We start from the raw sequence: 24,092 nt of genomic DNA on the forward strand, positions 1-24,092 counted from the left end.
AAACTCTTTAGTGGATAATCTCAGGTGCGATCACACAAATGACGGTCTTCCTCTTTAAGATTTGCACTATTTTTCAAATAATCCCCGATCCACTTGCACCCTTGCATCAATAATTTCTCTGGGCTGGAATCAAAATCTAAATTCCACAGAATTACTTTACCCAGAGAATCTGATGAAGCCAATACCCGACCATCAGGGCTGATACTCAGACTTTTGACACCAGCAGTATGACCTCCAAGGGTTTGCAATATTTCTCCCCTAAGGTTCCAAAGCTTGAGTGTCATATCTTCACTAGCCGTAATAATAGTCTGTCCGTTATCACTAAAAATTACAGCATTTACCTCAGCTTCATGCCCCCGGAGAGTCAATATTTCTTTACCTTGTCGGTTCCACAGCTTGACTGTTTTATCCTTACTCGCAGTCGCGATCATCTGGCTATCGGGACTGAAACTGACTGAATTTACTCCTGCCTGATGTCCTCGTAATATCAATAATTCTTTACCATCCCGGCTCCAAAGTCTAGCTGTAGTATCTTCACTGGCGGTAGCGATCGTTTGACCATCGGGGCTGAAACTCACATTCCTCACACCTGAGTGATGTCCCCGCAGGGTGGCAAGTTCTTGACCAGCTAGATTCCACAGTTTGGTAGTTGTATCCCAACTAGCGCTGGCAAGGATCTGACTATCAGGGCTAAAACTAACGCTTCTCACATCCGCTTGATGACCCCGCAATGTTACCAATTCCTGGCCAGTTAGGTTCCACAGCTTAATAGTTTTGTCTCGACTGCTAGTGGCAATGAATTTGCCGTTGGGACTGAATTGTAAACTTCTCAATGTATCGTCATGACCGCCGAGTTTTGTTAGCAGTTGTCCCTGTAGGTTCCATATTTTAGCCATCGTATAACGACCAGCACTACCAAGGGTCTGACCATCAGGACTAAAACTAACACTGGCAGCAGCAGCTTCACCAAGATTGAGTATAAAGGAGTGAGTATTGCCTAAATTCCATAGTCTTATCATCCCATCCTCACCACTACTCGCCAGCAGCTGACCATCCTTACTAAAGTTGACACCCCAAACTGCATCTGTATGACCTTGGAGAACTTGCAGTTGATTACCTTGACGATTCCAAAGGCGCACAGTTTTGTCCCAACCAGCAGTAGCAATGATCTGACCATCCCGGTTGAATACTGCACTACCAATTGTGTCAGTATGTCCACGTAGAGTTACTAGTTCCTTTCCTTGAAGATTCCAGAGTTTGGCAGTTTTATCCCGACTGGCAGTAATAATTGTTTTACCATCTCTACTGAAATTAACATACATTACCCAACTGCGATGTCCTGTGAGTGTCAGTAGTTCTTGACCATCAAGGCTCCAAACCTTGGCAGTACCATCCCGACTGGCGGTAGCAATCATTCCTCCCTTGGGGCTGAAACTAATCGCTACAGCAGGTGCATTATGGGTATGGAACGATCGCAACTCTTTTCCTTGCAAATTCCATAGCCGCATTGTGCCACCCCACTCCATCCCCGCTACCATCTTGCTATCGGGGCTAAAGCCTACGCACGCTACCCAATCTTTGTGAGGTAAAGTGAGAAGTTCTCGACCATCTTCAACACGCCAAACCTTTACAGTTTTATCCCGACTGGCACTAACCAACATCTTGCCATTCGGGCTAAAATTTATACTCCATACGCCATCAGTATGTCCATGCAGGGTGTGAAGTAGCTTGCCATCACGCCGCCAAATTTTCACCGTCTTGTCCCAACTAGCAGAAGCAAGCTTCTGTCCATCTGGGCTAAATTTTACCCGTGTGACTACATCTGTATGCCCTACTAAGCGATTGTTTTCGCGTATCCAGTAAATAGATTGCCGTAGTGCTTTTTCTACCCGCACTTTCAAGTCTGTATCCGCATTCTGCCATCCCAGTTGGTTCAATTTCTGACTTGCTTTTATGCTGGCAAGCAAGGCATCTAAGTTATGATCAGACTCAAAAGCAGCTTCTGATGAAAGGGTAAGGGCTTTAATTTCACCAATAGCTACCTGTCGTTTTTGTTGTGTGGTTTGCCATGTCAGCAATCCTGAGAGTCCTACTAGGCTAACAGCTACCACCGAAAGCACTGATAAACTCATCAATCCGCGCCGAATGGTTTTCTTCGCTTGCTGTTGGGCGTGAAGCAGAATTTGATTTGCTTGTTCGGATGTGCTGAGGGCATTCTGCACTTCTCGTTTATCGAGTTCCTCACTAGCAGCTAAAAAACGATAATCTTGGTTGCTCAAACTCTTGCCTTTTGCCCAGGTTTGAGCTTGTTTCAGCGCTTCCCCTCGTAGGAGATATGTTTCATCCTGAAAATCAGATGCTACCCAGCTATTGAGTAAATCTGCGTAAGGGCGTAATTTTTTTAATTGCTTTTCCACCCATTCGGGGTTAAATACCTCTTGATAAATGCGGTTGTAAACTCGTAAACAACCTTGTTGTTTGACAACTAATCCTGATAAGAGTAACTCAATTTTTTCTGGAGAATCGTCAGCACAGACACTATCATCTTGGAGAATTTGTTGATATAGCCCCAGCAGTCTACTAGCGCGTTGTTCATTACTGAGTAAGCGATCGCGTATTGTTCTTAAGTGGGGTGGCTCATCTTGGGCTGCCCAATTTTCAATGATGCGCGATCGCACAATTGCAGATACTTTATCAGCAATCTCTTCATGCTGTGTTAGTATCTCCCCCATCAATTTTTGCAGGAATGGGTATTGGGGGCTAGAAAATTCTTTTCCTGTTTCCCCGTCTTCCTCCTGTGCTACCAATTGACACAACTTTTGAGTCAGAAATGGTTGTCCTCCCGTCCAATCTAGAATCTCCTTGAGTACGGACTTGGGATTTTCTATTTTTGCAGCCAATCCTCCCTCTAATGGTTTGACTTCATGCAGACAGAAACCGTTCAACTCGATCGCCCGACCGATATTAAAAGGTGTACGTGTTTTATCTGCAATTAAATCTGAAGGGGTTGCAACTCCCAATAAAGCAAAGGTAAGGCGATTATATTCGTGGCAAGAGCGGATGAGAGCGAAAAAGTCATCTGTATTGAATGGTAGGCTGAGGGTACTGTCGATTTCATCGAAAAAAATCACAATTGGTTGGGCGATCAATTCTAGTAATACGTTTTGTAGCAACTCGCCTAAACGACCTACAGGCGATAAGTCTTGTTGTTCTGCTAGCCAATTGCGGACGTTAATCTGGCTAGATAAACGCAAACTTCGCACCAGACGCATAATAATGTCGGCATACCATTGGTCTGGTGTAATATTCTTGTTCCCAATTCCAGACAAGTCAACCGTTGTACAGGCAAAGCCATCTTCTTGCAGTTGCTTAGCTACCTGTACCCGCAGGCTAGACTTCCCCATCTGGCGACAATTGAGAACGTAACAAAAAGCACCTGCTTTCAAAGCCTGATAGAGTTCCTTATCTGCCTGGCGCATGACATAGCTAGGTGCATCTACTGGGAGGCGACCACCAACTTGATATTCGTAGGGTGACAACAGTTCGTGCATTCTGATTGGCTGCGTCATTCATCAAAGGTTGACTGACCTTATTTTTAGGGTTTAAGCGGTCAATTGTCGATGTAGAAAAGTTAAGGATTTTGCAAACAGAGGTAACTTAACTCTAAATTCAATGGCGATCGCTATGGCGTTATCAAATAATTTTTGGCTTATCACAAGCTTCATCGCCAATTGATGTAAGGGTCGTGGGAACTGGTGTAAGCGTCTACCCACTAACTACTAACCACTAACAAACTTTTGATTTTACATCTAAATTTTAGATTTATCTTTACATAAGACGAAAGTTATAGCTAATTTTACTTAACCAGTCAACGAAAGTCAGAAGCTGTTTACATATTTAGTTGAATAGGGATTTGAGACATTCTTCAGATGTGTATCTGTTTTTAAATTTATACGATAAATACAATGCCATAGAAATTAAAAATAGATTTTGATCAATATAAAAACTAAGAATTATGATCATATTCTTTCCTATTGCCTGTCTCTACGAGTAATTTCACCAAATTAAAGAGGATATATATTATGTCTAAAGTTGTATCTGTTCATTCGTTCCGTGGCGGAACAGGTAAATCAAATGTAACTGCTAATATAGCTACTCTCATTGCTCGTTCGGGTAAGCGAGTTGGTATTGTTGATACAGATATTCAATCGCCTGGAATTCACGTTCTTTTCGGTCTTAACGAGGAAAAGATAAAGTATACTCTAAATGATTATCTTTGGGGACGTTGCCCAATTGAGAAGGCTGCTTATGATGTCACACCACTGATTAAAATGAGACAGAAAAATGCTGCCATCAGAGGTAATATTTTCCTTATTCCTTCTAGTATTAAAACTGGTGAAATTTCTCGTATATTACGCGAAGGATATGATGCACGCTTGCTTAATGATGGTTTTCAGCATTTAACCAGACGTTTAAAACTAGATTATCTTTTTATTGATACTCACCCTGGCATTAACGAAGAAACTCTACTATCTATAATTATTTCTAATATTCTTGTAGTCATCCTCCGACCAGATCAGCAGGACTACCAAGGTACTGCTGTAGCTGTGGATGTAGCTCGAAAATTAAATGTTCCTAATATCATGCTAGTAGTTAATAAGGCACTACCAGCTTTTAACTTTCAGTCTTTACGACAACAAGTATTTTCAACTTATGGCACAACTGTAGCTGGTATTTTACCTGTGTGTGAAGAAATGTTTTACCTGGGTAGTAAGGATATTTTCAGTTTGTGCTACCCCGAACATCCTTGGACACAGGAAGTAAATGTGATCGCCAAGCAGATCATGAATAACAGATGATTTGCATAAATTTTCTCTCCACCTTAAATACATCGACTAGTTTTATTCAAACAGAATATCCGATTATCTTTCTGATATCTAAGTCAAGAGAAAATTCAATATCTTCCACAAAAACATCAATCAAAATTTCCAAGGTAATTAACAGTGAAACATCAATTATTTATTCTTAGTCTGACTGGGGAGTCAAAATGCTAATTGCAACTCTACTTGCCCTGATAGCAATGTTAATAATCAATTCGCAAACTTCCCAAGCTAAAGCCAAGCGTTTATCTCGTCAAGTTCGGGAGGGAAAAATCTCTTCTAAACAAGCGAGCGATCGCTACTGGGCTAATCAAATCAGAGAATGGGATGCTGTTGATGATGGTAGCATTCCTAAAGTACCTCAAGAATGGGCAGATCGCTTCCGTAGCGGCAAATTTACCCTTGCTGATATTAACAAAATTGCTAATCCCAACATGCGAAATACTCTACACTATTGGTATCACTATGGCGATTATCGCTAATAGAGAATAGACCTCTTGCAATAGATATAATTCTTTGTTTTGACTAAAAATATTGATATTCAACAAAGCAAGTATTACCCTAAAATTAAAATTATTTTGGCTGGGTATAACAAAAATCTGTAACATAACCATTTGCAGAAAGAGCCATTTAATGATTCTCCATGAGCGTAATAGATTGCACCATCATAGTTCAATGATTAAAGATAGCTAGTAGTATGATCGTACTTGCATCGGAAATCAAAAAAATGACATATCTTTGTAAAATATTTTAGCGATCGCCTGAATATGTTCTTGAAGAGCCTGCCTTTCTTCTGGGATTATCGGTAGATAAATAAACTCGTCTTACCTATACTGACTGATTTTCGCCTTCTAGACTTGCTGTTAAAACGGTATGAACTAGCTTCTAGCCTCTACACGCCACTATGTTATGCTCTACAGCCTAATTTCACGTGGTCTTACTTTTCTTATATTATCTACATCTTCTGTCAACTTTATTCACCATTCATCTTAACTTCTGTTGCTTTTATCTCCACTTGCTATTGTGATAACATCGTTTTTAGTCTCTCAAACCTTTACCAATTCAAATTCCTATCTTTTCACTTTTTTGTTAAGAAATATCCGACTAATGCGTAGTTAAAAATTTGGATTGCAAAAATCCTTATTTGATAAGGTTATTTTAATCTAATCTTAACTCGAAAAACCTTAATATTCTCCATAATAACTATTAATTATTTCGCTACCGATAGAGTTATTTAGAAATAATTAAGAGAGGATTTAGTGGCTTTATCAAGACGTCAGTTTTTCACACTAGCTGGCACAAGTACTGCTGGTGCTATATTGTTATCCCCATTGCAGGCTTTATATGCTAAAAGAACTTTAGCTGCCGGCCCCTACGGTTCGCTTCAATCTGATCCTAAAGGTGTTCTAGATTTACCTGCCGGATTTTCTTATGTGAGATTGTCTGAAACTGGGCAAACGATGACCGATGGGTACAAAGTACCGGGTGGGCATGATGGTATGGGTGCATTTGCAGGAGCTAATGGCAATACAATTCTCATTCGCAACCATGAACTCGCACCAACATCAAGTAATGGCGTTGGCGCACCTAACTCTAAGAAATACGACACCAAAGGAAGAGGCGGCACAACAACTTTGGTAGTCAGTCCGAATCGGACTTTGATTAGTCACTACGGTTCTTTAGCAGGAACTTACCGCAACTGTGCTGGTGGGCCAACACCTTGGGGGTCTTGGCTCAGTTGCGAAGAGAGTTTTGAGACAGGAAATAAAAAGCATGGCTATGTATTTGAAGTACCTAGTAGTGCAAGTGGATTTGTAACACCTGTAGCCCTGACGGCGATGGGTCGCTTCAATCATGAAGCAGCAGCAGTAGACCCCAATACAGGCTATGTGTATATGACTGAAGATCGCAGTGATGGCTTATTGTATCGCTTTATACCTAATTCCCAGAATAACTTGAGTGCAGGTGGTACGCTGTATGCTTTGAGAATTACTACAAGACCCCAAGCAAACACCACAACAGGATTTACAGTAGGTCAAGCCTTTGCAGTGGATTGGGTTCGGATTACCAACCCCAATCCTTCAACCGATACAGTACGAACTGAGGGCTTTAACTCGGGAGCTGCTAAATTTGCTCGTGGTGAAGGTATCTTCTATGGCAATGGAGATATTTATTTTTGCTGTACCAGTGGTGGAAGTGCTGGATTGGGTCAGATCTGGCGCTATACCCCTGCCACTGAAACACTTCGTCTGTACATAGAACCTAACAATGGGGGTATTCTAGACTTCCCAGATAACATTGTCGTTGCACCTAATGGTGATTTATTTCTCTGTGAAGATGGTGGTGGTACTGACTTTATTGTGGGTATCACACCAAGCGGCGCACTCTATAAATTTGCACGCAATGCGTTGAATTCAAACGAGTTTGCAGGGGTTTGTTTTTCACCTAACGGACAAACTATGTTTGTGAATATGCAGACACCAGGAATTACTTTTGCTATCTGGGGTCCTTGGTAAATTAGACCTCTTGCATAAATATTTTTTACTCCACCCTAACCCTCCTCTTAAACGGGAGGGAATTCAATCTTCCCCTCGTGAACGGGGGGCTTGAGGGGTTTTTAGGATTCATGCAAGAGGTCTATTGTAGAAAATTCCAAAAAATATCAACCGATTCAGAAACTCAAACTGAGATTATCCAGTTTTAGGCATTTGAATTAGGCAATCCATATATATGTTTGTTTGTCAAGACCAGTTTTTCAAAACTGATCTACTTCAAACTGATCTTTCGCCAAATTGCCCAATAGAGCGATCCTAGAAAAGATGAAAGCCTCCAGGAATTTACAAGCCGCTGACGATAGTTGTTAGAGGTATCTTATGTCTAAAATTATTGCTATTCATTCTTTTCGGGGCGGAACTGGTAAATCTAACTTAACAGCAAATTTAGCAGTCGCGATCGCTCAACAGGGAAACCGAGTTGCAGTGGTAGATACAGATCTCCAGTCGCCAGGTATTCACGCCCTGTTTGATACTGATGAGGGTGTGACAAAAAATACTTTAAATGATTATTTGTGGAATCGCAGTTCAATTAGTAACACAGCTTGTGATATTAGCTCTTACTTAACAATAGAGGGCAAAGGCAGAGTTTTCTTAATTCCTTGCAGTCTAAATGCTGATGAAATTGCCAGGGTTGAGTATGAAGGATACAACGTTAGTCTACTTAATAGTGGATTTCGGCGCTTGATCGAAGAATTGGATTTAGACTACTTATTCATTGATACTCACCCTGGACTGAGTCGAGAAACTTTATTATCTATTGCTATTTCTGATTTGCTAATGGTGATTTTGCGTCCAGACCGCCAAGATTTTCAGGGAACAGCAGTTACAGTTGATGTTGCTCGCCAGATCAAAGTCCGCAACATGATGCTGCTGATTAACAAGACACCGATAAACATGGACTTTTGGACACTACAACAGCAAGTAGAGAAAACTTATAAAATTCCAGTAGCAGGCATCTTGCCACTGTCGGAAGAAATGGTGCAGCTGGGCAGCAGTGGGGTGTTTTGCCTGCAATATCCTAACCATCCCCTGACTCGGATACTCAAACAGGTTGCAGAAAAAGCAATTACGGAAACTTGCCTAGTAATTAAGTAAGAAAAATGACTGACAGTGGTGGAGAAGAATTTATACCTTTTGAACTAGCCCTGAAGTTGGTGGATGCAGCTATTTTCGCTAAGACCTCTAGACACTTGAGAAACATTGAAGTTGCTGTTTTGCGAGGAGCTTGGCTAGGTCAAAAATATGACCAAATTGCGGTAGAGAGTGGTTATGCTCCTGAATACATCAAGCATGATGTCGGGCCGAAACTGTGGCAGATGCTTTCATCTAGTCTGGGAGAAAAAGTCAGTAAAACCAATTTAATGGCTGTTTTAGCACAGCGAGCCTCTCAAGAATTCAAAATACCTGCGGAAGCCGCTACGCGTCTACAAAATGCAAAATTCACAATTGAAGACTCTTCCTCATTTTCCAGTCTCCAGTCCCCATTACCTTTAATTCCCGACCGGGGTTGTGAGTTCCCTAATTCCCAATCCTCAGAATTAGAACCGCCAGTTGGACTAGTACCACTGGACTCTGTTTTTTATGTAGAACGTCCTCCAGCAGAGTCGCGCTGTTATGAAGATATTACTAGACCAGGGGCGCTCATTCGTATCAAAGCACCCAGTCAAATGGGAAAGACTTCTGTGATGGTGAGAATTTTAGCTCATGCCAAAAAACAGAAATTTGATCCTGGGGATGGACTAAAGGTACATACCGTAGCGCTAAATTTACAGCAAGCAGACCGAGCAGTATTTACTGACTTGGATAGATTCTTGCGCTGGTTCTGTGCATCCATTACTCGCAAACTCCACTTACCCCATAAGGTAGAAGATTATTGGAGTGAAACCTTTGGCAGCAAGAGCAACTGTACTGCTTACTTTGAAGATTGTTTGCTACCAGATATTGATGGTGTTTTAGTCTTAGCTTTGGATCAAGTAGATGAGGTATTTTTACACCCAGAAATTGCTGATGATTTCTTTACGTTATTGCGATCGTGGTATGAAGAGGCAGCTTATGGAGATAGTGGCAATCCTTTATGGCAAAATCTACGCCTAATTATTGTCCATTCTACAGAAGCTTATATCCCTTTGGATATTAATAACTCCCCTTTTAATGTGGGTCTAGCAATTGAATTACAGGCGTTTACAACTGAGCAAGTCTTTGAATTGCAACAACATTATGGATTGCAACTATCAGAAAGTGAAATATCTGAGTTAATGCAACTTGTGGCGGGACATCCTTATTTAGTGCAACAGGCTTTCTACCACCTAGCACAGCATGACCTAACTCTCAATCAGCTAGTGCAAATGGCTGCTACAGATGCAGGTATTTATAGTAATCACCTGCATCGGCATTTACGAAATCTTCAAGAACACCCTCTATTGGCAGCAGCATACGACCAGGTGTTAAAGTCATCACAACCCGTGGAGCTAGAGCAAATTTTAGCATTTAAGCTACACAGTATGGGACTCGTCAGTTTACGAGGGAATCAAGTGGCTATCAGTTGTGAATTATATCAACGGTATTTTGGGAGAGCAATGACAGTAAATGAGTAAAATTTTGGACTGTAATAAAGATCGCACAAGTATATGAATGCGATCGCCATTTATCAAGAGGTTTTTAACCTCGAATAGGTGGAACAGCAATTAAAGATCACCCCGGAACATATATTTTGCACTTGATCTTGATTACCATTCTGGAAAACCTAAGTTGATTTTATTGATAATGCCAATCTCAGTTAATTCAGTAAACTTAAGGTATTAGCCCCAAATTTAGATGAGGGTCAGTTAAGGAAAGGATAATTGTAGGTTGGGTTGAGGCTTTGCCAAACCCAACAAATGCTTAAAATGTTAGTTGACTCTAAATATTTGCAACAAAGGCGATCGCAAGTAGAAAATATTTTTATTCTGACTTTAAATCTAGTATCTTACAAATTTATCAGTGGGGGAAAAGATGGAATCACAAGCTAATGAAGTGAAACAAATTGCTACACAGTTATTAGCAGCTATGCTTGCTAATCCTCATATATATGCAACGATCAGTGATGAAGGTGCTAAAGGTCAACAAGAGCAAGAATTGATGATAATTGCCATTGAAATGGCTGAAAATTTAATTAACAAAGTTGATAATAAAAAATGATGCAATAGGGCAGTACTTATAGTACTTGCCCTATTGTTTTGATGAGTAAATTGGTAAAGCTAAAATTTAGTCACTGTAAGGTTAATACCAGAATTGATTTGTTTTGGAGTTTTAAAATACTCTATTGGCTGGAGATATTCAGGAGTTTGATTTTTCCGTTCTTCGCATTCTTTGATGACTAGACCTGGATTCTGAATTAACTCAAGCGGGTCAATCTTGGTGCATCCCTGTTCCCTGATTACCGTAATTGAATTTGCAGTTGTTTGTAGACGATTGTTTCGGTTGCCGACATTACTCCATCTGTTATTAATTGTCACTGGTCTAGTAACCAAAAAACCTGCTCGATTACTTCCATTCGTTACTGGAGTACTCACCTCGTTGGCATAGGCGCTTGGAATCAAACTAAGTGTACCAATTAAAACTGCCAAATTTAGTAGTAAGCATTTCATAAATCAAATTTCTCATAAATAAATACCTACTATTAATTTTGGCTGATCCTACTTGAAGCTGCACTATAGTTAGACACTTTTTGATTCTGCAACATCTGGGTTAAAGATAAGTTAAAGGTTTTGACGGCATACATTCATCCGATTACGTTTTCAAACCACAATTAGCTGTAGCTTCCCGTTCCCTGTTTCCTTACCTCCACCCCATAAAAACTTAATTTTGCCTTATTACTTAGACTAGATGCAGCAAAATGTAACAAACTACAGGCAGTGTGACAGTTTTGCAATTAGGCGAGATTAGCATACAGGTCTGACTCTAGCTGATGTTAAATCAACAGAGATGATCAAGAGTACAACACTGAATAAAAGTAGCGATCGCAGAGGTAATTAAAGTTCACAAGTTTATTAGCAATAGATTTTTGGGAAAAACTTAGGTACACTAAATAATGTCCAATTCTTGGAAAATGTCAAGTATTTAGACAACAATATCAAAATATTTTATATATGAAACTTTACTACATTACCTTAAATAACGCAGATGAAGCGCGTCAGATTGGTCGCGCTTTATTGGAACAAAAATTAGCTGTCTGCGTCAATTGGTTCCCTATTACTTGTGCTTACATATGGAAAGGAGAAATCACAGAAGAGCCAGAAATGGTTTTAATTGTGAAAACTCAAGCTGGATATCGGGAACAAATTGAAGGAGTAATTCGCCAGTATATTAATTACACTAACTTTATTGCCGAAATTTCACCCACCGAAATCAACCATAACTTTCTTGAATGGTTAAATGCAGAAGTTCCCTTAAATTCATTAAAAAAGATGTAGTTAAAAATTCTATAGCAGTAGCTATTTTCAGCTTGGACTAGAGAACAATAATAATAGTTGTCTAGTTAGAAACTAGTTATGACTCGAAATGAGAACTGTAATACTCAGTCGAAAGTCAATCAATCTTCTTCCCATATTGATGCACGATATTGGGGCAAAGTAGAAGTAATAGAAAAAGGGAATAATTACAGTATTAATCGTATTGAAATCAAGCCAAAGCACGGCATTAAACCACAAATCCATTATCACCGTGGTGAACACTGGGTTATTGTTTCTGGTACAGCAAAGATTACTTGTGGTCAGGAGGAAAAATTTCTTAATAAAAATCAATCAACATTTGTTCCTCCTGCAACACTTCACCAAGTAGAAAATCCAGGATTTATCCCACTCATTATTCTGGAAATTCAGAATGGCGAATACTTAGGTGAAGATGATGTAGAACGCCCATTATCAATTTAGTCTAGCTTGTAGCACAAATTTTATTTTACAAAAATCATAGGGTGGGCAATACCCACCCTATAAGATATGAATATATATTTTCTCACTTATTATTGTGGAGGAACCAGGCTAGCAGTTTTTGTAGCACTGTTCCAAACTATCCAACCAAATTGATGATCTAAGTTATCATCAGTATTTGTTACTTTAAAATAAAGCTTTTCACCGCCCTTCATTTCAATAGCAAAATCAGCATTTTGAGCGTATACCACCTTAAAACCTCTGTCTCGCAAGCAATACATCGCCCAAGCTTTTAATGATTGTTTTGCTGGTTCGTGTGGAATTGGAGGTTTTTTGATTGCTTCTTCAATGACTTGGAAAATTTGCATATTAGTCAACGGTCAATGGTCAATGGTCAATGGTCACTATTTATTCTCCCCACACTCCCCACTGCCCCTAATCCCCACCTCCCTTCCCTTCAAATGGGATCGCAGCGAATTTCGATCATAAAGCCATCGGGGTCATAAAAATAAACACCGCGTCCAGTAGGACGAGTAACTGGCCCGTGTGCGATCACAATTTGGTTTTGTCTAAGTACTTCGACAGCGCGATCAAAACTGAGTGGATCTATGTCGAAAGCAAGATGATAAGCTCTGGTAAAAGTGAGTTCTGGATTGGGATCTGGTGGTAATAATTCTGGTTCCCAAAATAAATCCAGAATAGTCCCGTCAAAAGTAATAAAGTTAGCTACTTTTCCCTGCACGACTAAATCCTTTAAGGTTTCTGGAACTTCTTCACCTGTGAGTTCATGTAAACCCAGAATATTACCGTAGAAGTGCCGTGAAGCTTGCATATCTTGGACATTCAAAGCAATATGATGTACACGACGCAAGTCTCCTGGAGTCAAAACAGAGTTGAGAGAGTGGGGACTAGAAAGCATGACTTTACTAAAATTTACTTTTGAGGATAGATGGCAAAGAATTTTTTAAAGACTATTTTTAATAGTAAAAACTTATCATGATATTTGATTATTCACTAGATTTTCAAAATATTGATTTTCGCCAACACCCTGAATTGTATCGTATTGGCAAAGGTGAGCAGGGTGTGCTTTTGGTAGAACCATATAAATCGGAAATTTTGCCACATTGGCGGTTCAAAACACCAGATATTGCTCGAGAATCTAGCGAAAAAATCTATGAAATGTTTCTAGCTTATCTTGAGCAGGATGATTTTGTAGGCGCAGATATGGCACGGAAATTTTTACAAATGGGTTACACGCGATCGCGTCGTTATGCAAACCACAAAAGTGGCAGAAAATATAAAACTAATCCCCAAAAAGCTGGCTCAGCAGCAGCCCAAAAGCAAGCGAGAAATGATATCTTACCTTATGAAGTAGACCCTATTAAGGCTGAATCAGCAAAAATCTTTAAACAAAAGTGGATACAAGCTAAAACTAACGAGAAATATCTACAGCTTTTAGCCAGACATAAACAAATGTACGAACAAAAATAATTGTGAGTGCTTGAGTTAATTTTGTTACTTGACACTTTCCCGTTAGAACGCAAAGCGTTTAGCGGTGGGTCTGTGTCACTCAGAAATTCTCAACTTCAACGTCACCTCGCCAGAAGCTGGTTCTGTCCACAATCTTCTTTTGCCGTTTTGATCAGTTGCTATTATACTTCCTTCTATTTTTGACTGCTTATTAATTAAGACTGTGGCATAGTATACCGTGTTTTGCACCTTTGTATTGTAAGTAATCTGATTTGGTTGTGTTAACCGCGCCGCCGGAGTACATGCAGCTAATTCTTTACGGTTTTTGCTGTCGTATATATTCATTAATAACTGCTGTGGTGAAGTATTTCTTGTCCGAAAAACTCTCACAGTCTTGCCATTATTGGTATTAAAAAGTAAGGTTGTATCACTTTTATCTTGTCTATCGCAATTTGTAACTTTTGTATTGGCTTGTGCTAATAATTCTTTATTTAGCGCTTTTTCGATCTGTTCTTGCGACACAGTAGATTCAGAGCCAAATTCTGCTTTTGCTGATCCACAGATAGATAACACTCCTAAAAAAGCTAGAAAAAAGGATATAGATTTTTTTGTTAACATGGATAGATGTACCTAAAATAACTAGATTTTACTATTACATTTATCACAAGTATTCACAACTGAGTACAAAATCAATCTTAAATTTGTAAGCTACGTTAAACCTGTCTAGCCATTCGTCTATCAATCTCGTTTTATTACCTGCTTAGCTCCTGGTTGTGACATAAAAATTAATATTCTGTATTTTTAGTCACTGCGGATTTCAAAAATCATCCAACAAGTTGGTTATCTTAGAATTAAGTAGCTTAGCTTTAGTCAAAATATGGTCTTAGTGATGATGTTTGTAACCGCCAACTACTTAATATAGAGGCGAGTTTAGCGATATTTTATTCAACTTAGAAATCTTTTATGTTTATATAACTCGTTCCTACCGCCAAATTTAATATAAAAGTCTATTGCCGCAAGAAACAAACAAGAATAAGAAAACTGTCTAAAAACCAAGAGTGAAGAGTCCAAGGGGTTGAAAAAAGATGAATGCAGAAAACCATACCAACAAAGATCACCAAGAACGTCTATTTGTCTCCTACATCTTGAGTGCAGGTTGGTTTTTTGGATTAGGAGGATTACATCGTTTATACAATGGCAAAATTGGGACGGGTTTGTTATGGTTAGTAACCTATGGTGTTTTTGGCATCGGTCAGTTTATAGATTTGTTTTTCATCCCCAACATGGTAGATGAACATGAACTAAAACTAAGATTAAAAGCAGGTGTGTCGCCGTTTGGCGTACCTTTGGAACAAGCTGTAGTTGCTTCACAAGTATATCGTCCTACTGGTAATCAACTGATCGTTAAACTGATCGAAACTGCTGAAAGTCGGGGTGGAATGATCACCGTCACTCAAGGCGTAAAAGCAACTGGAGCCAGCTTTGCAGAAGTAGAAACAGCTTTAAAAGACTTGCTCAAATCAGGTTATGTCAGGATAGATAACGACCCCATGACTGGAGCTGTTACCTATCATTTCTATGAACTAGGTTAATTTCTTCCTAGCCACTTCTGACCATTCAATCGCTGCATCAAACCATACACCAGCAAATCTAGTGTGATTTTGCGTTCATCAATTAAGAATGATTCCAGAGTACTAGGGTGTTTCCCTTCATTGCAGGAAAAAGCTTTTTTCCCTTGAATATCTTCATCGGGAAAATATAAATTGAAGTGGCGTACACCATCTGCAAAGTTGCCCACTACTTGCCAACACTCACCGAGTTGTTGCATTCCTTTGATAGGAACCTGCTGTTTCACAAAAGAAATTTGTAAGTCTTTTACCCCTTCTTGAGCTACAGCTTTTTGTAAAGCAGGTAAGTAATATTGTTGGATAAACTCTGAAAAAGGCTTATCTTCAACTGCTGGTGGTTTTTCCTTTTTAGCTGCCTTGGCGGCGGCAGGTTTTTCCCCATCTGCTGCTTTAGCTGCGGCGGCAGGTTTTTCCCGCTTGGGTGGTGCAGTTGTAGTTTTAGCAGCATTGGGGTTTGTGTCTGGGTTTGCCGCTTTTGGATCTGGCGCGTTGGAAGTGGGAATGTCTGTCGCTTCCGGGGAATCGGTGCTGGGAGCGTGTTCTTCTGCGACAGTGGGAGCCTGTTTGTCAACTGTGCTGGGAGCCACCTCTCCCGCTTCATTGTGATTGGTTGCTTCTGCCATTGCTCAGATCAATCCTTATGTATAGCTTTAGGGGAGCTTTGGGAGCGATCGCTCGCCTGAAATCATTAATCATCTTCATTTTGACACAGCATAGCCAGTCTATATATATTGCCAAGAATGCGTTATGAGAATGGTGACAATCGAAGAAACTAAAGGTTGACTCTAGGGTTTTGGTGTTGCCATTTCGGTTCGTAGCAGATGTATGAATTTGTAGAAGATCCGTGGTGGTACAAGTTGGATTTGCTGTTGCGCCTGATTATTGCGTGGTTATATCAAGATCTTGCTCTGTTTACGTCTGTTTTCGTCGTTCCTAGTTGTGCGATCGCTCTCAGGCGATCGCTCCACGCTATCGCCTGAGAACTAAAAAAATAGACGCAATCAAGTACAATTGAACTAATTTTCATTTAACTAACCTTCGGTCAATTCACCTTGGACGAACCCTAAGAACTACTATTAACTAAACTAGGAGAAGGCCTACCTGCTATCACCCCATCCTTTGGAGCAGCTTTGGCAGAAGCTTGTGCAGTGTCTTTGGAAGATCAAAATCATTCGCAAGGTGCAGAACTGACGATAAATGGAGATATAAGAGCTAAATTTAAACTTTATTGGCAACCAGTAACAGAGCAAATACTGCGCTGCTGGAATGATGAAGAGTTTACAACAGAACAAGCTGCTTACGGTATTGCCTTTTTAATTATTAGGCAATTAACTGATTTAACAGTTATTAAGCGTTCTCGCAAAGGTACAGGTTTCGATTACTAGCTAGGTACTGAGCCAGCACTGAAGACAGATTCCCCGTCGCAGGTAACTGGTGAATCTCGAAGAGGTGAAAATGAAGATAGCGAACTTCCATTTCAAAATAAACTCAGGCTAGAAGTTTCAGGTATACGTAAAGGAGATGATAGCCGTATTCGAGCGAGAGTCAAACAGAAAATCGAGCAAACCAATCCTTCTGATGGTAAATTTCCCGCTTACATAATTGTCGTAGAATTTAGCAAACCTTTATCTATGATTGTGAAAAAATGAGTCAGATTCAACAGTTACATAATCAAGCAATGGATTTGGCTGAGGCAGCTTTTATAGCTAAACTCAAAGGTAATTTAGAGCAAGCCAACCAACTGACTCGACAAGCCTTTGAAAAAGAATGGGCAGCAGCTGGAGACTAATTGCCAATCTTCTTGATGCAGAACCAACTCGTTCTGTATTGCATTGCAGTGCAACTTCCCTTGCTATTGAATGTGGAGAATTTCAAATAGCAGAACGTTTGATTGCAACTGCTTTATCAGGAAATCCACCACAAGAGATTGCGGAAGAATTAAAGGATTTGTTTATTCAAATTAATTTACGTCAATATTTAGAGCGTCGCGGAATTGAAATGGATGAGGAGCAAATTAATAATATTTTGCTCCAAAATAGGTGAGTCTATAAAATAAATTTATCCGTTTCCAAGCTAATTCCATCTGACTAAAAATAATATGTCTCAAGAGTGTTTCACCACTATTACCGCATGAATTCACTACAACAGGAAATTTACAAAGTATCTTACCACTCTTGAAATAGTGTACCTCCGGTTGTTTACCTGCATAACCAACTAAAGTCACTGTGTTAAGCATGGATATTAACTAAGTTTTATAGGGGGATATTGAGTATCCACTGGAAATTCTTTTCTAATCTAGTTTTCAGTGGCTATTGTTATAGTTCCCCAGAAATGAATTTTTATAACAGTCTGTAGCTAGTAGGTATTGCACTATTTAATGATGAAAGTGAGGCAATTGTGGAATGGATACACGATTAAAGTATCAAGATATTATTAAAAGCATCCTCCAAAAACACGCAGATTATCCCGCTGCTCTACCCGACAGTTACGACTCTCAAACTATATTTGACGATGAGCGAGGGCAGTATTTAGTTTTGGGTATTGGCTGGAGTGGTGACAAGTAGTTCCATGCAACACCTATTCATATTAGTCTAATCGATGGCAAAATCTGGATTTAATATGATGACGCCGAAAAAGGTGTAGTGACTGATTTAATACAAGCAGGTGTTCTCAGAGAAGATATAGTACTTGGTTTTCGTCATCCTAAAGTACGGCAGTATACAGGCTTTGCCGTAGCATAGATAACCGAAAGGCGAGATCTGCGACGCTAATTCTTCAGCTAAATTGTTTTCAATAAAAGCAAAGCCCCACTTGAATATTATTGAGTGGGGCTTTTAACTATTAATAGTAAGTGAAAGCTCAAAAGAGGAAATTCCTAATTTTTGCTCAACCGCCAGCTACAGCAGGAACAATGCTGACTTCATCACCCTCTTTTAAAGGTGTTTTTGTTCCTTCTAAAAAGCGAATATCTTCGCTATTGACGTACAAATTTAAAAATCGTCGCGGCTGTCCTCCTTCATCACATAAGCGTGACTTAATACCAGGAAAAGCCTGCTCTAGAGATTCAAAAAGTTCTGCAATAGTACTAGCATTGCAATCTATAGTAGCCTGATTATCAGTAAATTTTTGCAGAGCGGTAGGAACTAAAACTTTTACAGACATTTTTAACTGTTAATTGTTGGTTGTTGATTGTTGATTGTTGGTTGTTAGTAGTTAGTAGTTGGTTGTTGGTTGGTTCCTACTAACCACTAACCACTAGCTAAACAAGAACTTGCTGCCATTCTAGGCGCTCAAGTGTACGAGAACGCTCAAGGGCTCCCTCAAAACTATCGAGCTTTGCTTCTATTGTCAAAGGTTCACCAATGTAGCCGTGTACAGCTTCTTGGGTTTTTAAACCATTGCCTGTGATATAAACAACGGTGGTTTCATCTGGGTCAATTTTGCCAGCTTCCACCAATTTCTTCAGCACGGCAATTGTTGTACCACCAGCGGTTTCGGTAAAAATACCTTCAGTTTCCGCTAGCAACTTGATGCCTTCTATAATCTCAGCATCAGTTACAGATTCAATGCTACCACCTGTCTTCTTGGCAATTTCGACAGCGTAAATACCATCTGCTGGATTGCCGATCGCGATCGATTTAGCAATTGTGTTTGGTTTCACTGGCTGAATAAAATCACGATCTTCTTTAAAGGCTTGAGCAATAGGTGAACAACCTTCGGCTTGGGCGCCACTATATTTAACTGGTTTACCTTCGACTAAACCAACTTCCACAAATTCATTGAAGCCTTTATAAATTTTTGTAAACAGCGAACCTGATGCCAGAGGTGCAACGATATGGTCAGGTAGCTGCCAACCCAGTTGTTCTGCAACTTCAAAGCCCAAAGTTTTGGAACCTTCTGAGTAGTAAGGACGCAAGTTAATATTGACAAAACCCCAACCGTGTGTATTGGCAACTTCCGAGCAGAGGCGGTTGACTTGGTCGTAGTTAGCTTTAACAGCCATCAAAGTAGGGCTGTAGATCAGGCTGCCCAAGATCTTACCAGCTTCCAGGTCAGCAGGGATGAAGACACAACAATCTAAACCAGCATGAGCTGCGATCGCAGCAGTAGAATTCGCCAAGTTACCAGTGCTAGCACAAGAAACAGTCGTGAAACCTAACTCCCGCGCCCGTGTCAAAGCAACTGATACCACCCTATCTTTGAAGCTGAGGGTAGGCATATTCACAGCATCATTTTTAATGTAAAGCTTATTCAAGCCTAAGCGACGTGCCAAGCGTTGGGAACGCACCAAGGGAGTCATACCAGTTCCCACATCAATAGGGTTTTCGCTAGCCACAGGCAAAAACTTCCGATAGCGCCACATCGAATTTGACCCCGCTTGAATTGATTCGCGGGTAACAGTTTGACGAAGGCTGTTATAGTCGTAACTTACTTCCAAAGGCCCAAAGCAGAACTCACATACATGGCTGGCTTTGAGTTCGTATTCTGCGCCACATTCTTTACATTTCAAAGCTTTGAAAGCGGCGGTTGCCTTTTGGGTGTCAATTGCCTGAGTCATAAACTAGCTTCTCCCTGGATTTCCCTCAAATGTCGCTTGATGCTATCACGAGTAAAAATACCAGTCAAACATACCCGATAATTTTTATCGGGTTTAAAACAGTCAGAAAGATTACAAAAATTGCATACTTTTAATGCTGTATATATAATCATTAATTACTGTAACTAATTATGTGTATTTCCTGAAAAAATACGTAATTTTATTGAGATATTCTAAACATAGGTATATTTTTTAACAGTACACATAGTTAAACAAATAAAATTTCATTGTTTTCACTAATGGTCTGAACTTATAATAAATGCTACTTTGTTAACCATGACTTTAACAATTAATCAATATGTCTTGAGATAGATTTTTTAGATTAAATATATGATTGATTAAAAGTCTGTACTTAAGTAGTACTCAAATCATAAGGTGCATTATTAGACATGAATACTCAAGAGCAGGAATCTGTTGGTAGATATTTTGGCAAGCGATGTTTCATTTTACAAATGTCAAAAGGTCTAGCTTTTGTGTTGCATTATTTCATCCAACGCTAAAAAGCTAGGTAATTATTTAGCTTTTTGTTGGGTTTAACTGATAACTTGCACCAAGCTCAACTAGAGTCTCTAGCTCTAGTTCTTGTTATTAGGTTCAACCTGGTAATAAGGATTTGGAGGCTCAGCCTCCTGGCTGTTGCAACAAGTGCAAGGTGTAAACTTTAACCTAAACTATCAAATAAACCTGTGCGTATCTTAGCTAAGGATAGGAACTTTTAGATAAAAAATCCTGTGTTAAAACACAGGATTGACTTTGAATATAAATTAAGCATCATAAACTATGTCACAACTTAATCATTTTGTCAAAAAAACGCCAAGGTTGTACCGCTCCTTGGTAGTAACAGCGTTGCTTGCCAATGGCATTTTCCAATTTATTGCCCCTGTGTTAGCAGAAGGTACAACAGCTGGTCAATCAATTAGCAACACAGCAACTGCAACCTACGAAGATCCAAACAATCCAGGCACGACCATCAATACTACTTCTAATACAGTAACTGTCACCATAGCAGAGGTCGCTGGTATAACTGTCACAGCCTCTGGGATTACAGACAATACATCAGGAACTCCAGTTTCAGTGGGTGATACCCTGTACTACAACTACACCGTCACCAACGTCGGTAACGACCCCACCAAGTTCCGTGTTCCCAACTTGGCACGTGTTACAGGCCCGGCAACGGCGGGTAATTTGGAATACAGCACCGATGGCGGTACAACCTGGACACCAATTAGTGGCAGTGAATATATAACAGATTCCATCCCTGTTAGCGGTTCGATCTTAGTACGTGTGCCAGTAACTGTACAACCTGGCGCTCAAACCAATGATGTAATTACCGTCACCCTTGGTGATACCCCTGGTGATGGTCAGAACCAACTGCGAGATCCTAATGGTGGTGACGTTTACACCGTAGATAACGCCGATGGTTCGGTTACAGGGGAAGTTGCTGGCGCACCTGTAAACGGTGTACGTGAGGCTAGTGCTACTCAGAAAGCATCTGTAAATTCTTCGCTGAAGAACTATGCTTTGGCTACGTTACTCAAAACCCGCAGTGATTATGACAACGCTAGTACTCCAGAAATTACTGATGACACCCTCAGTTACGATTTGAGTTTGAGAGTAGAGTTAAACGATCCAACAGGTAATAACATCACTCCTGCACCACTTGTCGGTACGACAATTCAGGGCTTGACTGGTTCACGTATTTTAGTTTCCGATGCAATTCCTGATGGTACAGAACTAGCAGCTGTACCCACTCCACCGCCTGGTTGGCAAGTAGTTTATACAACCGATCCAGTTAGTATTAATGCTAATAATGCTACCTGGCAACCGCTTACAGGTGCTACCAATCTTTCTACAGTTACCCGCATCGGTTTTGTCAATGACCCAGCTGTAATTACTTCCATTGCTCCTGGTAAAACAGTTAGCGGATTCTCGATTGACGTAAAAGTTAAATCAACTGCAACTTCACCATTAACAGTTAACAACATTGCTCAACTGTTTGGTCAAACCTCTGGCGGTACAACCCTGGTATACGACGAATCCGGAGACCAAAATCCCAGTAACTACGATGGTCGGACAATTCCTCCAGGTTCAACAGATACCAATAATGATGGTGTTCCTGATACAGATCCTACAGTGACTGACGGCTATATCAATGACACCACTGACTTAAGCAACACAGGTACAGACTCTGGCAACAACAACAGTGGTAGTGGTGTCGGAGGTGAAGCAAACACCTTCACAGTGCAAACACCTGTGGCTTCTGATGTACTGAACGGGCCCGAACGCACCCCAGATGCTATTGGCCCGACCAGCAATAACGATGACTTTACTAATAAATCTTCCTTTGTACCTCCAACTCAAGCCCCGGGTTCAACACTTGATCCATCAGGTGTAGCCTTTACTAACACAGTTCAAAATAGTGGCACTGACCCGAACGACATCTCTCTAGTTCCCACACCACCAGATAATCCAGCTGATTTACCTGTGGGTACACTTGTAACTATTACCTATGGGTCTGAGTCAGTATCTTACGTGTGGGATGGCGACGAGTTCTTATATGATGTAGACCGTAATCCTAGCACAACCAACGACCAATCTCCGATTGATGCTACTTCTGAGTACATCACTGTTCCTAACGTTGCACCAGGAACAAATATCAACTACGGTGTTGAGGTGAATCTACCTGCAAATACTCCTCTCTCTACCGATATTGACAAAGGTTTCCCGGTTCCAGTCACAGCCTTCGTTGATGATGCGAATCCTGGTTTAGACTCAGAACCCCAGAATACTACTATCGATCGCGTCTATACTGGCTTCTTGAAACTCGTCAAAGAATCAAGGGTACTTCCAGGAACTGGCCCAGCTGTTCAAGGTAACGATGGTACTTTCAGCAGCGATCCGAAGAAACCTGCACCAGGAAACATTATTGAGTACCGGATTACTTACAAGAATATTTCAGAAGCTCAAGCTGGTACAGGTAACATACTCTTGAAGGCTGACAAAGTTGTAATTACTGAAGATGGCACAGCTGGTGGTAACAACTGGGCGTTAGACAACGATATTAACGGTCAAATTGATACCAGTAACATTGTCGGATCAGCTAAAGATTCTGGGGCTGCAACCATCAACTTCTACAACGGTAATCCAGCAACCAACTCTAGCATTGACCAAACCGGCACAACAGTGGACACCGATGTCACCAAGTATGTAGACACCGTCACAGGTAACGTTGCACCGGGTGAGTCTAGAACATTCACATTCCAACGCAAGGTAAATTAAGTAGATCGTGGGGAGATGGGGAGATTGGGAGATGGGGAGAATACAGAATTAGCATCTCCCATCACCATCTGGTGAATACCCTTCTCCCTGACTTCTGCAAGAAGTTGATTGCATAGATACCGTTTTTGAGATTGGAAACGAGAAATGACAACAATTTTGAACAGGTGTATCAATATGAAGCGTTTTTCAATTGCCGGTATGGGAGCAGTAGCACTGATTGTTACACTTCCATTCGTTAATCAAATTCCGGTACTCACAAATATCTGGCATTCTCATGCTGCTTTTGCTCAAAATGCTCAAGCCAAAGGTCGAGTAGAGTTGCGCCTAGAAGCAGAAAAGAAAATATTAGGACAGCAAGTCCAGGGTAAGCAAAAAGAAAGCTGGCAAGCATTGCAAGGTAAAGCGGTGGTGCAACCAGGGGATGTACTGCGCTACACAGTCACTGGTGTCAACAATGGCGATAAAGCAGTAAAAAATCTCGTCATCAATCAGCCGATTCCCAAAGGGATGATATATGTGCTGAACTCTGCAACTGTCAATCCTAACACTGGCGTCAAAATTACTTACAGCATTGATAACGGACGCACCTTTCTAGAAAAGCCAACAGTACAAGTCAAACTTCCCAATGGCAAAGTGGAAACTCGTCCTGCACCAGCGATCGCCTACACCCATATTCGGTGGAATTTTGGTACATCTGTTGCAGCCAAAGCGCAAATCAAAGGAACTTATCAAGTGCAGGTGCGGTGAATCAGTGATCAGTGAACAGTTATCAGTTA

Annotated in this window: 25 protein-coding genes and 1 pseudogene; 18 read left to right on the top strand and 8 right to left on the bottom strand. The window is 40.5% G+C overall.

Annotated features, from left to right (window positions below; all coding sequences use genetic code 11):
* Positions 1 to 20: 20 nt before the first annotated feature.
* Entirely contained in the window at positions 21 to 3,551 is a 3,531-nt protein-coding gene (locus tag RS893_RS21435; protein WP_315792061.1) for an AAA-like domain-containing protein, read from the bottom strand.
* Between the two features lie 531 nt (positions 3,552 to 4,082).
* On the opposite strand from RS893_RS21435, the gene RS893_RS21440 reads away from it, so the two are divergent.
* The 6 genes from RS893_RS21440 to RS893_RS21465 all read left to right on the top strand — a co-directional run bounded on the left by RS893_RS21440 (position 4,083) and on the right by RS893_RS21465 (position 10,612).
* Entirely contained in the window at positions 4,083 to 4,859 is a 777-nt protein-coding gene (locus RS893_RS21440; protein WP_315787739.1) for a MinD/ParA family protein, read from the top strand.
* A 188-nt stretch (positions 4,860 to 5,047) separates the two neighbouring features.
* Positions 5,048 to 5,362 (top strand): hypothetical protein, encoded by a 315-nt coding sequence (locus RS893_RS21445; protein WP_315787741.1) that lies wholly within the window; start codon positions 5,048 to 5,050, stop codon positions 5,360 to 5,362.
* Positions 5,363 to 6,139: 777 nt separating this feature from the next.
* Positions 6,140 to 7,396, top strand: coding sequence for an alkaline phosphatase PhoX (locus RS893_RS21450; RefSeq protein WP_315787743.1), 1,257 nt, complete (start codon positions 6,140 to 6,142; stop codon positions 7,394 to 7,396).
* Positions 7,397 to 7,753: 357 nt separating this feature from the next.
* Positions 7,754 to 8,530: a MinD/ParA family protein gene (locus tag RS893_RS21455; protein WP_315787745.1), complete on the top strand. Its 777-nt coding sequence runs from the start codon at positions 7,754 to 7,756 to the stop codon at positions 8,528 to 8,530.
* A 5-nt stretch (positions 8,531 to 8,535) separates the two neighbouring features.
* The gene (locus RS893_RS21460) at positions 8,536 to 10,029 is read left to right on the top strand and encodes an AAA-like domain-containing protein (protein ID WP_315787747.1); all 1,494 of its coding nucleotides are present in this window, start codon (positions 8,536 to 8,538) and stop codon (positions 10,027 to 10,029) included.
* Between the two features lie 397 nt (positions 10,030 to 10,426).
* Positions 10,427 to 10,612 (top strand): hypothetical protein, encoded by a 186-nt coding sequence (locus tag RS893_RS21465; RefSeq protein WP_315787749.1) that lies wholly within the window; start codon positions 10,427 to 10,429, stop codon positions 10,610 to 10,612.
* 59 nt (positions 10,613 to 10,671) lie between these two features.
* Here RS893_RS21465 and RS893_RS21470 read toward each other — a convergent pair whose 3' ends face one another.
* On the bottom strand, positions 10,672 to 11,061 hold the full coding sequence (locus tag RS893_RS21470; RefSeq protein ID WP_315787750.1) for a hypothetical protein: 390 nt from the start codon (positions 11,059 to 11,061) through the stop codon (positions 10,672 to 10,674).
* A 501-nt stretch (positions 11,062 to 11,562) separates the two neighbouring features.
* Here RS893_RS21470 and cutA point away from each other — a divergent pair.
* A complete protein-coding gene (gene cutA / locus RS893_RS21475; protein WP_315787751.1) occupies positions 11,563 to 11,886 on the top strand; it encodes a divalent-cation tolerance protein CutA in 324 nt (107 codons plus the stop codon).
* Between the two features lie 78 nt (positions 11,887 to 11,964).
* Complete coding sequence (locus RS893_RS21480) at positions 11,965 to 12,345, top strand: phosphomannose isomerase type II C-terminal cupin domain (protein WP_315787752.1); 381 nt, start codon at positions 11,965 to 11,967, stop codon at positions 12,343 to 12,345.
* A gap of 89 nt (positions 12,346 to 12,434) precedes the next feature.
* Here RS893_RS21480 and RS893_RS21485 read toward each other — a convergent pair whose 3' ends face one another.
* Both RS893_RS21485 and RS893_RS21490 read right to left on the bottom strand, forming a co-directional pair.
* Positions 12,435 to 12,710, bottom strand: a complete 276-nt coding sequence (locus tag RS893_RS21485) for a hypothetical protein (protein ID WP_315787753.1) — start codon at positions 12,708 to 12,710, stop codon at positions 12,435 to 12,437.
* Positions 12,711 to 12,799: 89 nt separating this feature from the next.
* Entirely contained in the window at positions 12,800 to 13,261 is a 462-nt protein-coding gene (locus tag RS893_RS21490) for a VOC family protein (protein ID WP_315787754.1), read from the bottom strand.
* A 77-nt stretch (positions 13,262 to 13,338) separates the two neighbouring features.
* On the opposite strand from RS893_RS21490, the gene RS893_RS21495 reads away from it, so the two are divergent.
* Positions 13,339 to 13,833 carry a DUF4385 domain-containing protein gene (locus RS893_RS21495; RefSeq protein WP_315787755.1) on the top strand — a complete coding sequence of 165 codons (495 nt, stop codon included), beginning with the start codon at positions 13,339 to 13,341 and terminating at the stop codon, positions 13,831 to 13,833.
* A gap of 75 nt (positions 13,834 to 13,908) precedes the next feature.
* On the opposite strand, the gene RS893_RS21500 is transcribed toward RS893_RS21495, so the two are convergent.
* On the bottom strand, positions 13,909 to 14,430 hold the full coding sequence (locus RS893_RS21500; protein ID WP_315787756.1) for a hypothetical protein: 522 nt from the start codon (positions 14,428 to 14,430) through the stop codon (positions 13,909 to 13,911).
* A 467-nt stretch (positions 14,431 to 14,897) separates the two neighbouring features.
* Here RS893_RS21500 and RS893_RS21505 point away from each other — a divergent pair, with 467 nt between their 5' ends.
* Positions 14,898 to 15,404 carry a TM2 domain-containing protein gene (locus tag RS893_RS21505; RefSeq protein WP_315787757.1) on the top strand — a complete coding sequence of 169 codons (507 nt, stop codon included), beginning with the start codon at positions 14,898 to 14,900 and terminating at the stop codon, positions 15,402 to 15,404.
* Here RS893_RS21505 and RS893_RS21510 read toward each other — a convergent pair.
* Entirely contained in the window at positions 15,401 to 16,063 is a 663-nt protein-coding gene (locus RS893_RS21510; protein ID WP_315787758.1) for a DUF2996 domain-containing protein, read from the bottom strand. The two genes, RS893_RS21505 and RS893_RS21510, sit on opposite strands and share 4 nt — an antisense overlap.
* Positions 16,064 to 16,261: 198 nt before the next feature.
* Here RS893_RS21510 and RS893_RS21515 point away from each other — a divergent pair, with 198 nt between their 5' ends.
* The 6 genes and pseudogenes from RS893_RS21515 to RS893_RS21540 form a co-directional block, all read left to right on the top strand.
* Positions 16,262 to 16,420, top strand: a complete 159-nt coding sequence (locus RS893_RS21515) for a hypothetical protein (RefSeq protein WP_315787759.1) — start codon at positions 16,262 to 16,264, stop codon at positions 16,418 to 16,420.
* A gap of 150 nt (positions 16,421 to 16,570) precedes the next feature.
* On the top strand, positions 16,571 to 16,825 hold the full coding sequence (locus tag RS893_RS21520) for a hypothetical protein (protein WP_315787760.1): 255 nt from the start codon (positions 16,571 to 16,573) through the stop codon (positions 16,823 to 16,825).
* A gap of 260 nt (positions 16,826 to 17,085) precedes the next feature.
* Positions 17,086 to 17,229, top strand: coding sequence for a hypothetical protein (locus RS893_RS21525; protein ID WP_315787761.1), 144 nt, complete (start codon positions 17,086 to 17,088; stop codon positions 17,227 to 17,229).
* Positions 17,208 to 17,483 carry a hypothetical protein gene (locus tag RS893_RS21530; RefSeq protein WP_315787762.1) on the top strand — a complete coding sequence of 92 codons (276 nt, stop codon included), beginning with the start codon at positions 17,208 to 17,210 and terminating at the stop codon, positions 17,481 to 17,483. Before RS893_RS21525 ends, RS893_RS21530 begins: the two co-directional genes overlap by 22 nt.
* Before the next feature lie 359 nt (positions 17,484 to 17,842).
* Positions 17,843 to 18,004 (top strand): element excision factor XisI family protein, encoded by a 162-nt coding sequence (locus tag RS893_RS21535; RefSeq protein WP_315787763.1) that lies wholly within the window; start codon positions 17,843 to 17,845, stop codon positions 18,002 to 18,004.
* Between the two features lie 69 nt (positions 18,005 to 18,073).
* Positions 18,074 to 18,181: pseudogene (locus tag RS893_RS21540) on the top strand (element excision factor XisI family protein); the annotation flags it as partial.
* Positions 18,182 to 18,326: 145 nt separating this feature from the next.
* Here the strand turns inward: RS893_RS21540 and RS893_RS21545 are convergent.
* Both RS893_RS21545 and thrC read right to left on the bottom strand, forming a co-directional pair.
* Positions 18,327 to 18,602, bottom strand: coding sequence for a MoaD/ThiS family protein (locus tag RS893_RS21545; RefSeq protein ID WP_315787764.1), 276 nt, complete (start codon positions 18,600 to 18,602; stop codon positions 18,327 to 18,329).
* A 97-nt stretch (positions 18,603 to 18,699) separates the two neighbouring features.
* Complete coding sequence (gene thrC, locus RS893_RS21550) at positions 18,700 to 19,998, bottom strand: threonine synthase (RefSeq protein WP_315787765.1); 1,299 nt, start codon at positions 19,996 to 19,998, stop codon at positions 18,700 to 18,702.
* An 819-nt stretch (positions 19,999 to 20,817) separates the two neighbouring features.
* Here thrC and RS893_RS21555 point away from each other — a divergent pair.
* Positions 20,818 to 23,316: a hypothetical protein gene (locus RS893_RS21555; protein ID WP_315787766.1), complete on the top strand. Its 2,499-nt coding sequence runs from the start codon at positions 20,818 to 20,820 to the stop codon at positions 23,314 to 23,316.
* Between the two features lie 174 nt (positions 23,317 to 23,490).
* The gene (locus tag RS893_RS21560; RefSeq protein ID WP_315787767.1) at positions 23,491 to 24,063 is read left to right on the top strand and encodes a hypothetical protein; all 573 of its coding nucleotides are present in this window, start codon (positions 23,491 to 23,493) and stop codon (positions 24,061 to 24,063) included.
* The last annotated feature ends 29 nt before the right edge of the window (positions 24,064 to 24,092 follow it).

The organism is Fischerella sp. JS2, from assembly GCF_032393985.1.
Taxonomy (GTDB): domain Bacteria; phylum Cyanobacteriota; class Cyanobacteriia; order Cyanobacteriales; family Nostocaceae; genus Fischerella.

Excerpts from the sequence above, each read along its gene's own strand:
- RS893_RS21530 (WP_315787762.1), top strand. The coding sequence starts at position 17,208 with ATGGGCAGCAGCTGGAGACTAATTGCCAATCTTCTTGATGCAGAACCA.
- RS893_RS21525 (WP_315787761.1), top strand. The coding sequence starts at position 17,086 with ATGAGTCAGATTCAACAGTTACATAATCAAGCAATGGATTTGGCTGAG.
- RS893_RS21555 (WP_315787766.1), top strand. The coding sequence starts at position 20,818 with ATGTCACAACTTAATCATTTTGTCAAAAAAACGCCAAGGTTGTACCGC.
- RS893_RS21495 (WP_315787755.1), top strand. The coding sequence starts at position 13,339 with ATGATATTTGATTATTCACTAGATTTTCAAAATATTGATTTTCGCCAA.
- RS893_RS21505 (WP_315787757.1), top strand. The coding sequence starts at position 14,898 with ATGAATGCAGAAAACCATACCAACAAAGATCACCAAGAACGTCTATTT.
- RS893_RS21545 (WP_315787764.1), bottom strand. The coding sequence starts at position 18,602 with ATGTCTGTAAAAGTTTTAGTTCCTACCGCTCTGCAAAAATTTACTGAT.
- RS893_RS21480 (WP_315787752.1), top strand. The coding sequence starts at position 11,965 with ATGACTCGAAATGAGAACTGTAATACTCAGTCGAAAGTCAATCAATCT.
- RS893_RS21455 (WP_315787745.1), top strand. The coding sequence starts at position 7,754 with ATGTCTAAAATTATTGCTATTCATTCTTTTCGGGGCGGAACTGGTAAA.
- RS893_RS21460 (WP_315787747.1), top strand. The coding sequence starts at position 8,536 with ATGACTGACAGTGGTGGAGAAGAATTTATACCTTTTGAACTAGCCCTG.
- RS893_RS21470 (WP_315787750.1), bottom strand. The coding sequence starts at position 11,061 with ATGAAATGCTTACTACTAAATTTGGCAGTTTTAATTGGTACACTTAGT.
- RS893_RS21510 (WP_315787758.1), bottom strand. The coding sequence starts at position 16,063 with ATGGCAGAAGCAACCAATCACAATGAAGCGGGAGAGGTGGCTCCCAGC.
- RS893_RS21435 (WP_315792061.1), bottom strand. The coding sequence starts at position 3,551 with ATGCACGAACTGTTGTCACCCTACGAATATCAAGTTGGTGGTCGCCTC.
- RS893_RS21500 (WP_315787756.1), bottom strand. The coding sequence starts at position 14,430 with ATGTTAACAAAAAAATCTATATCCTTTTTTCTAGCTTTTTTAGGAGTG.
- RS893_RS21465 (WP_315787749.1), top strand. The coding sequence starts at position 10,427 with ATGGAATCACAAGCTAATGAAGTGAAACAAATTGCTACACAGTTATTA.
- cutA (WP_315787751.1), top strand. The coding sequence starts at position 11,563 with ATGAAACTTTACTACATTACCTTAAATAACGCAGATGAAGCGCGTCAG.
- RS893_RS21490 (WP_315787754.1), bottom strand. The coding sequence starts at position 13,261 with ATGCTTTCTAGTCCCCACTCTCTCAACTCTGTTTTGACTCCAGGAGAC.
- thrC (WP_315787765.1), bottom strand. The coding sequence starts at position 19,998 with ATGACTCAGGCAATTGACACCCAAAAGGCAACCGCCGCTTTCAAAGCT.
- RS893_RS21515 (WP_315787759.1), top strand. The coding sequence starts at position 16,262 with ATGTATGAATTTGTAGAAGATCCGTGGTGGTACAAGTTGGATTTGCTG.
- RS893_RS21560 (WP_315787767.1), top strand. The coding sequence starts at position 23,491 with ATGAAGCGTTTTTCAATTGCCGGTATGGGAGCAGTAGCACTGATTGTT.
- RS893_RS21440 (WP_315787739.1), top strand. The coding sequence starts at position 4,083 with ATGTCTAAAGTTGTATCTGTTCATTCGTTCCGTGGCGGAACAGGTAAA.
- RS893_RS21535 (WP_315787763.1), top strand. The coding sequence starts at position 17,843 with ATGGATACACGATTAAAGTATCAAGATATTATTAAAAGCATCCTCCAA.
- RS893_RS21445 (WP_315787741.1), top strand. The coding sequence starts at position 5,048 with ATGCTAATTGCAACTCTACTTGCCCTGATAGCAATGTTAATAATCAAT.
- RS893_RS21485 (WP_315787753.1), bottom strand. The coding sequence starts at position 12,710 with ATGCAAATTTTCCAAGTCATTGAAGAAGCAATCAAAAAACCTCCAATT.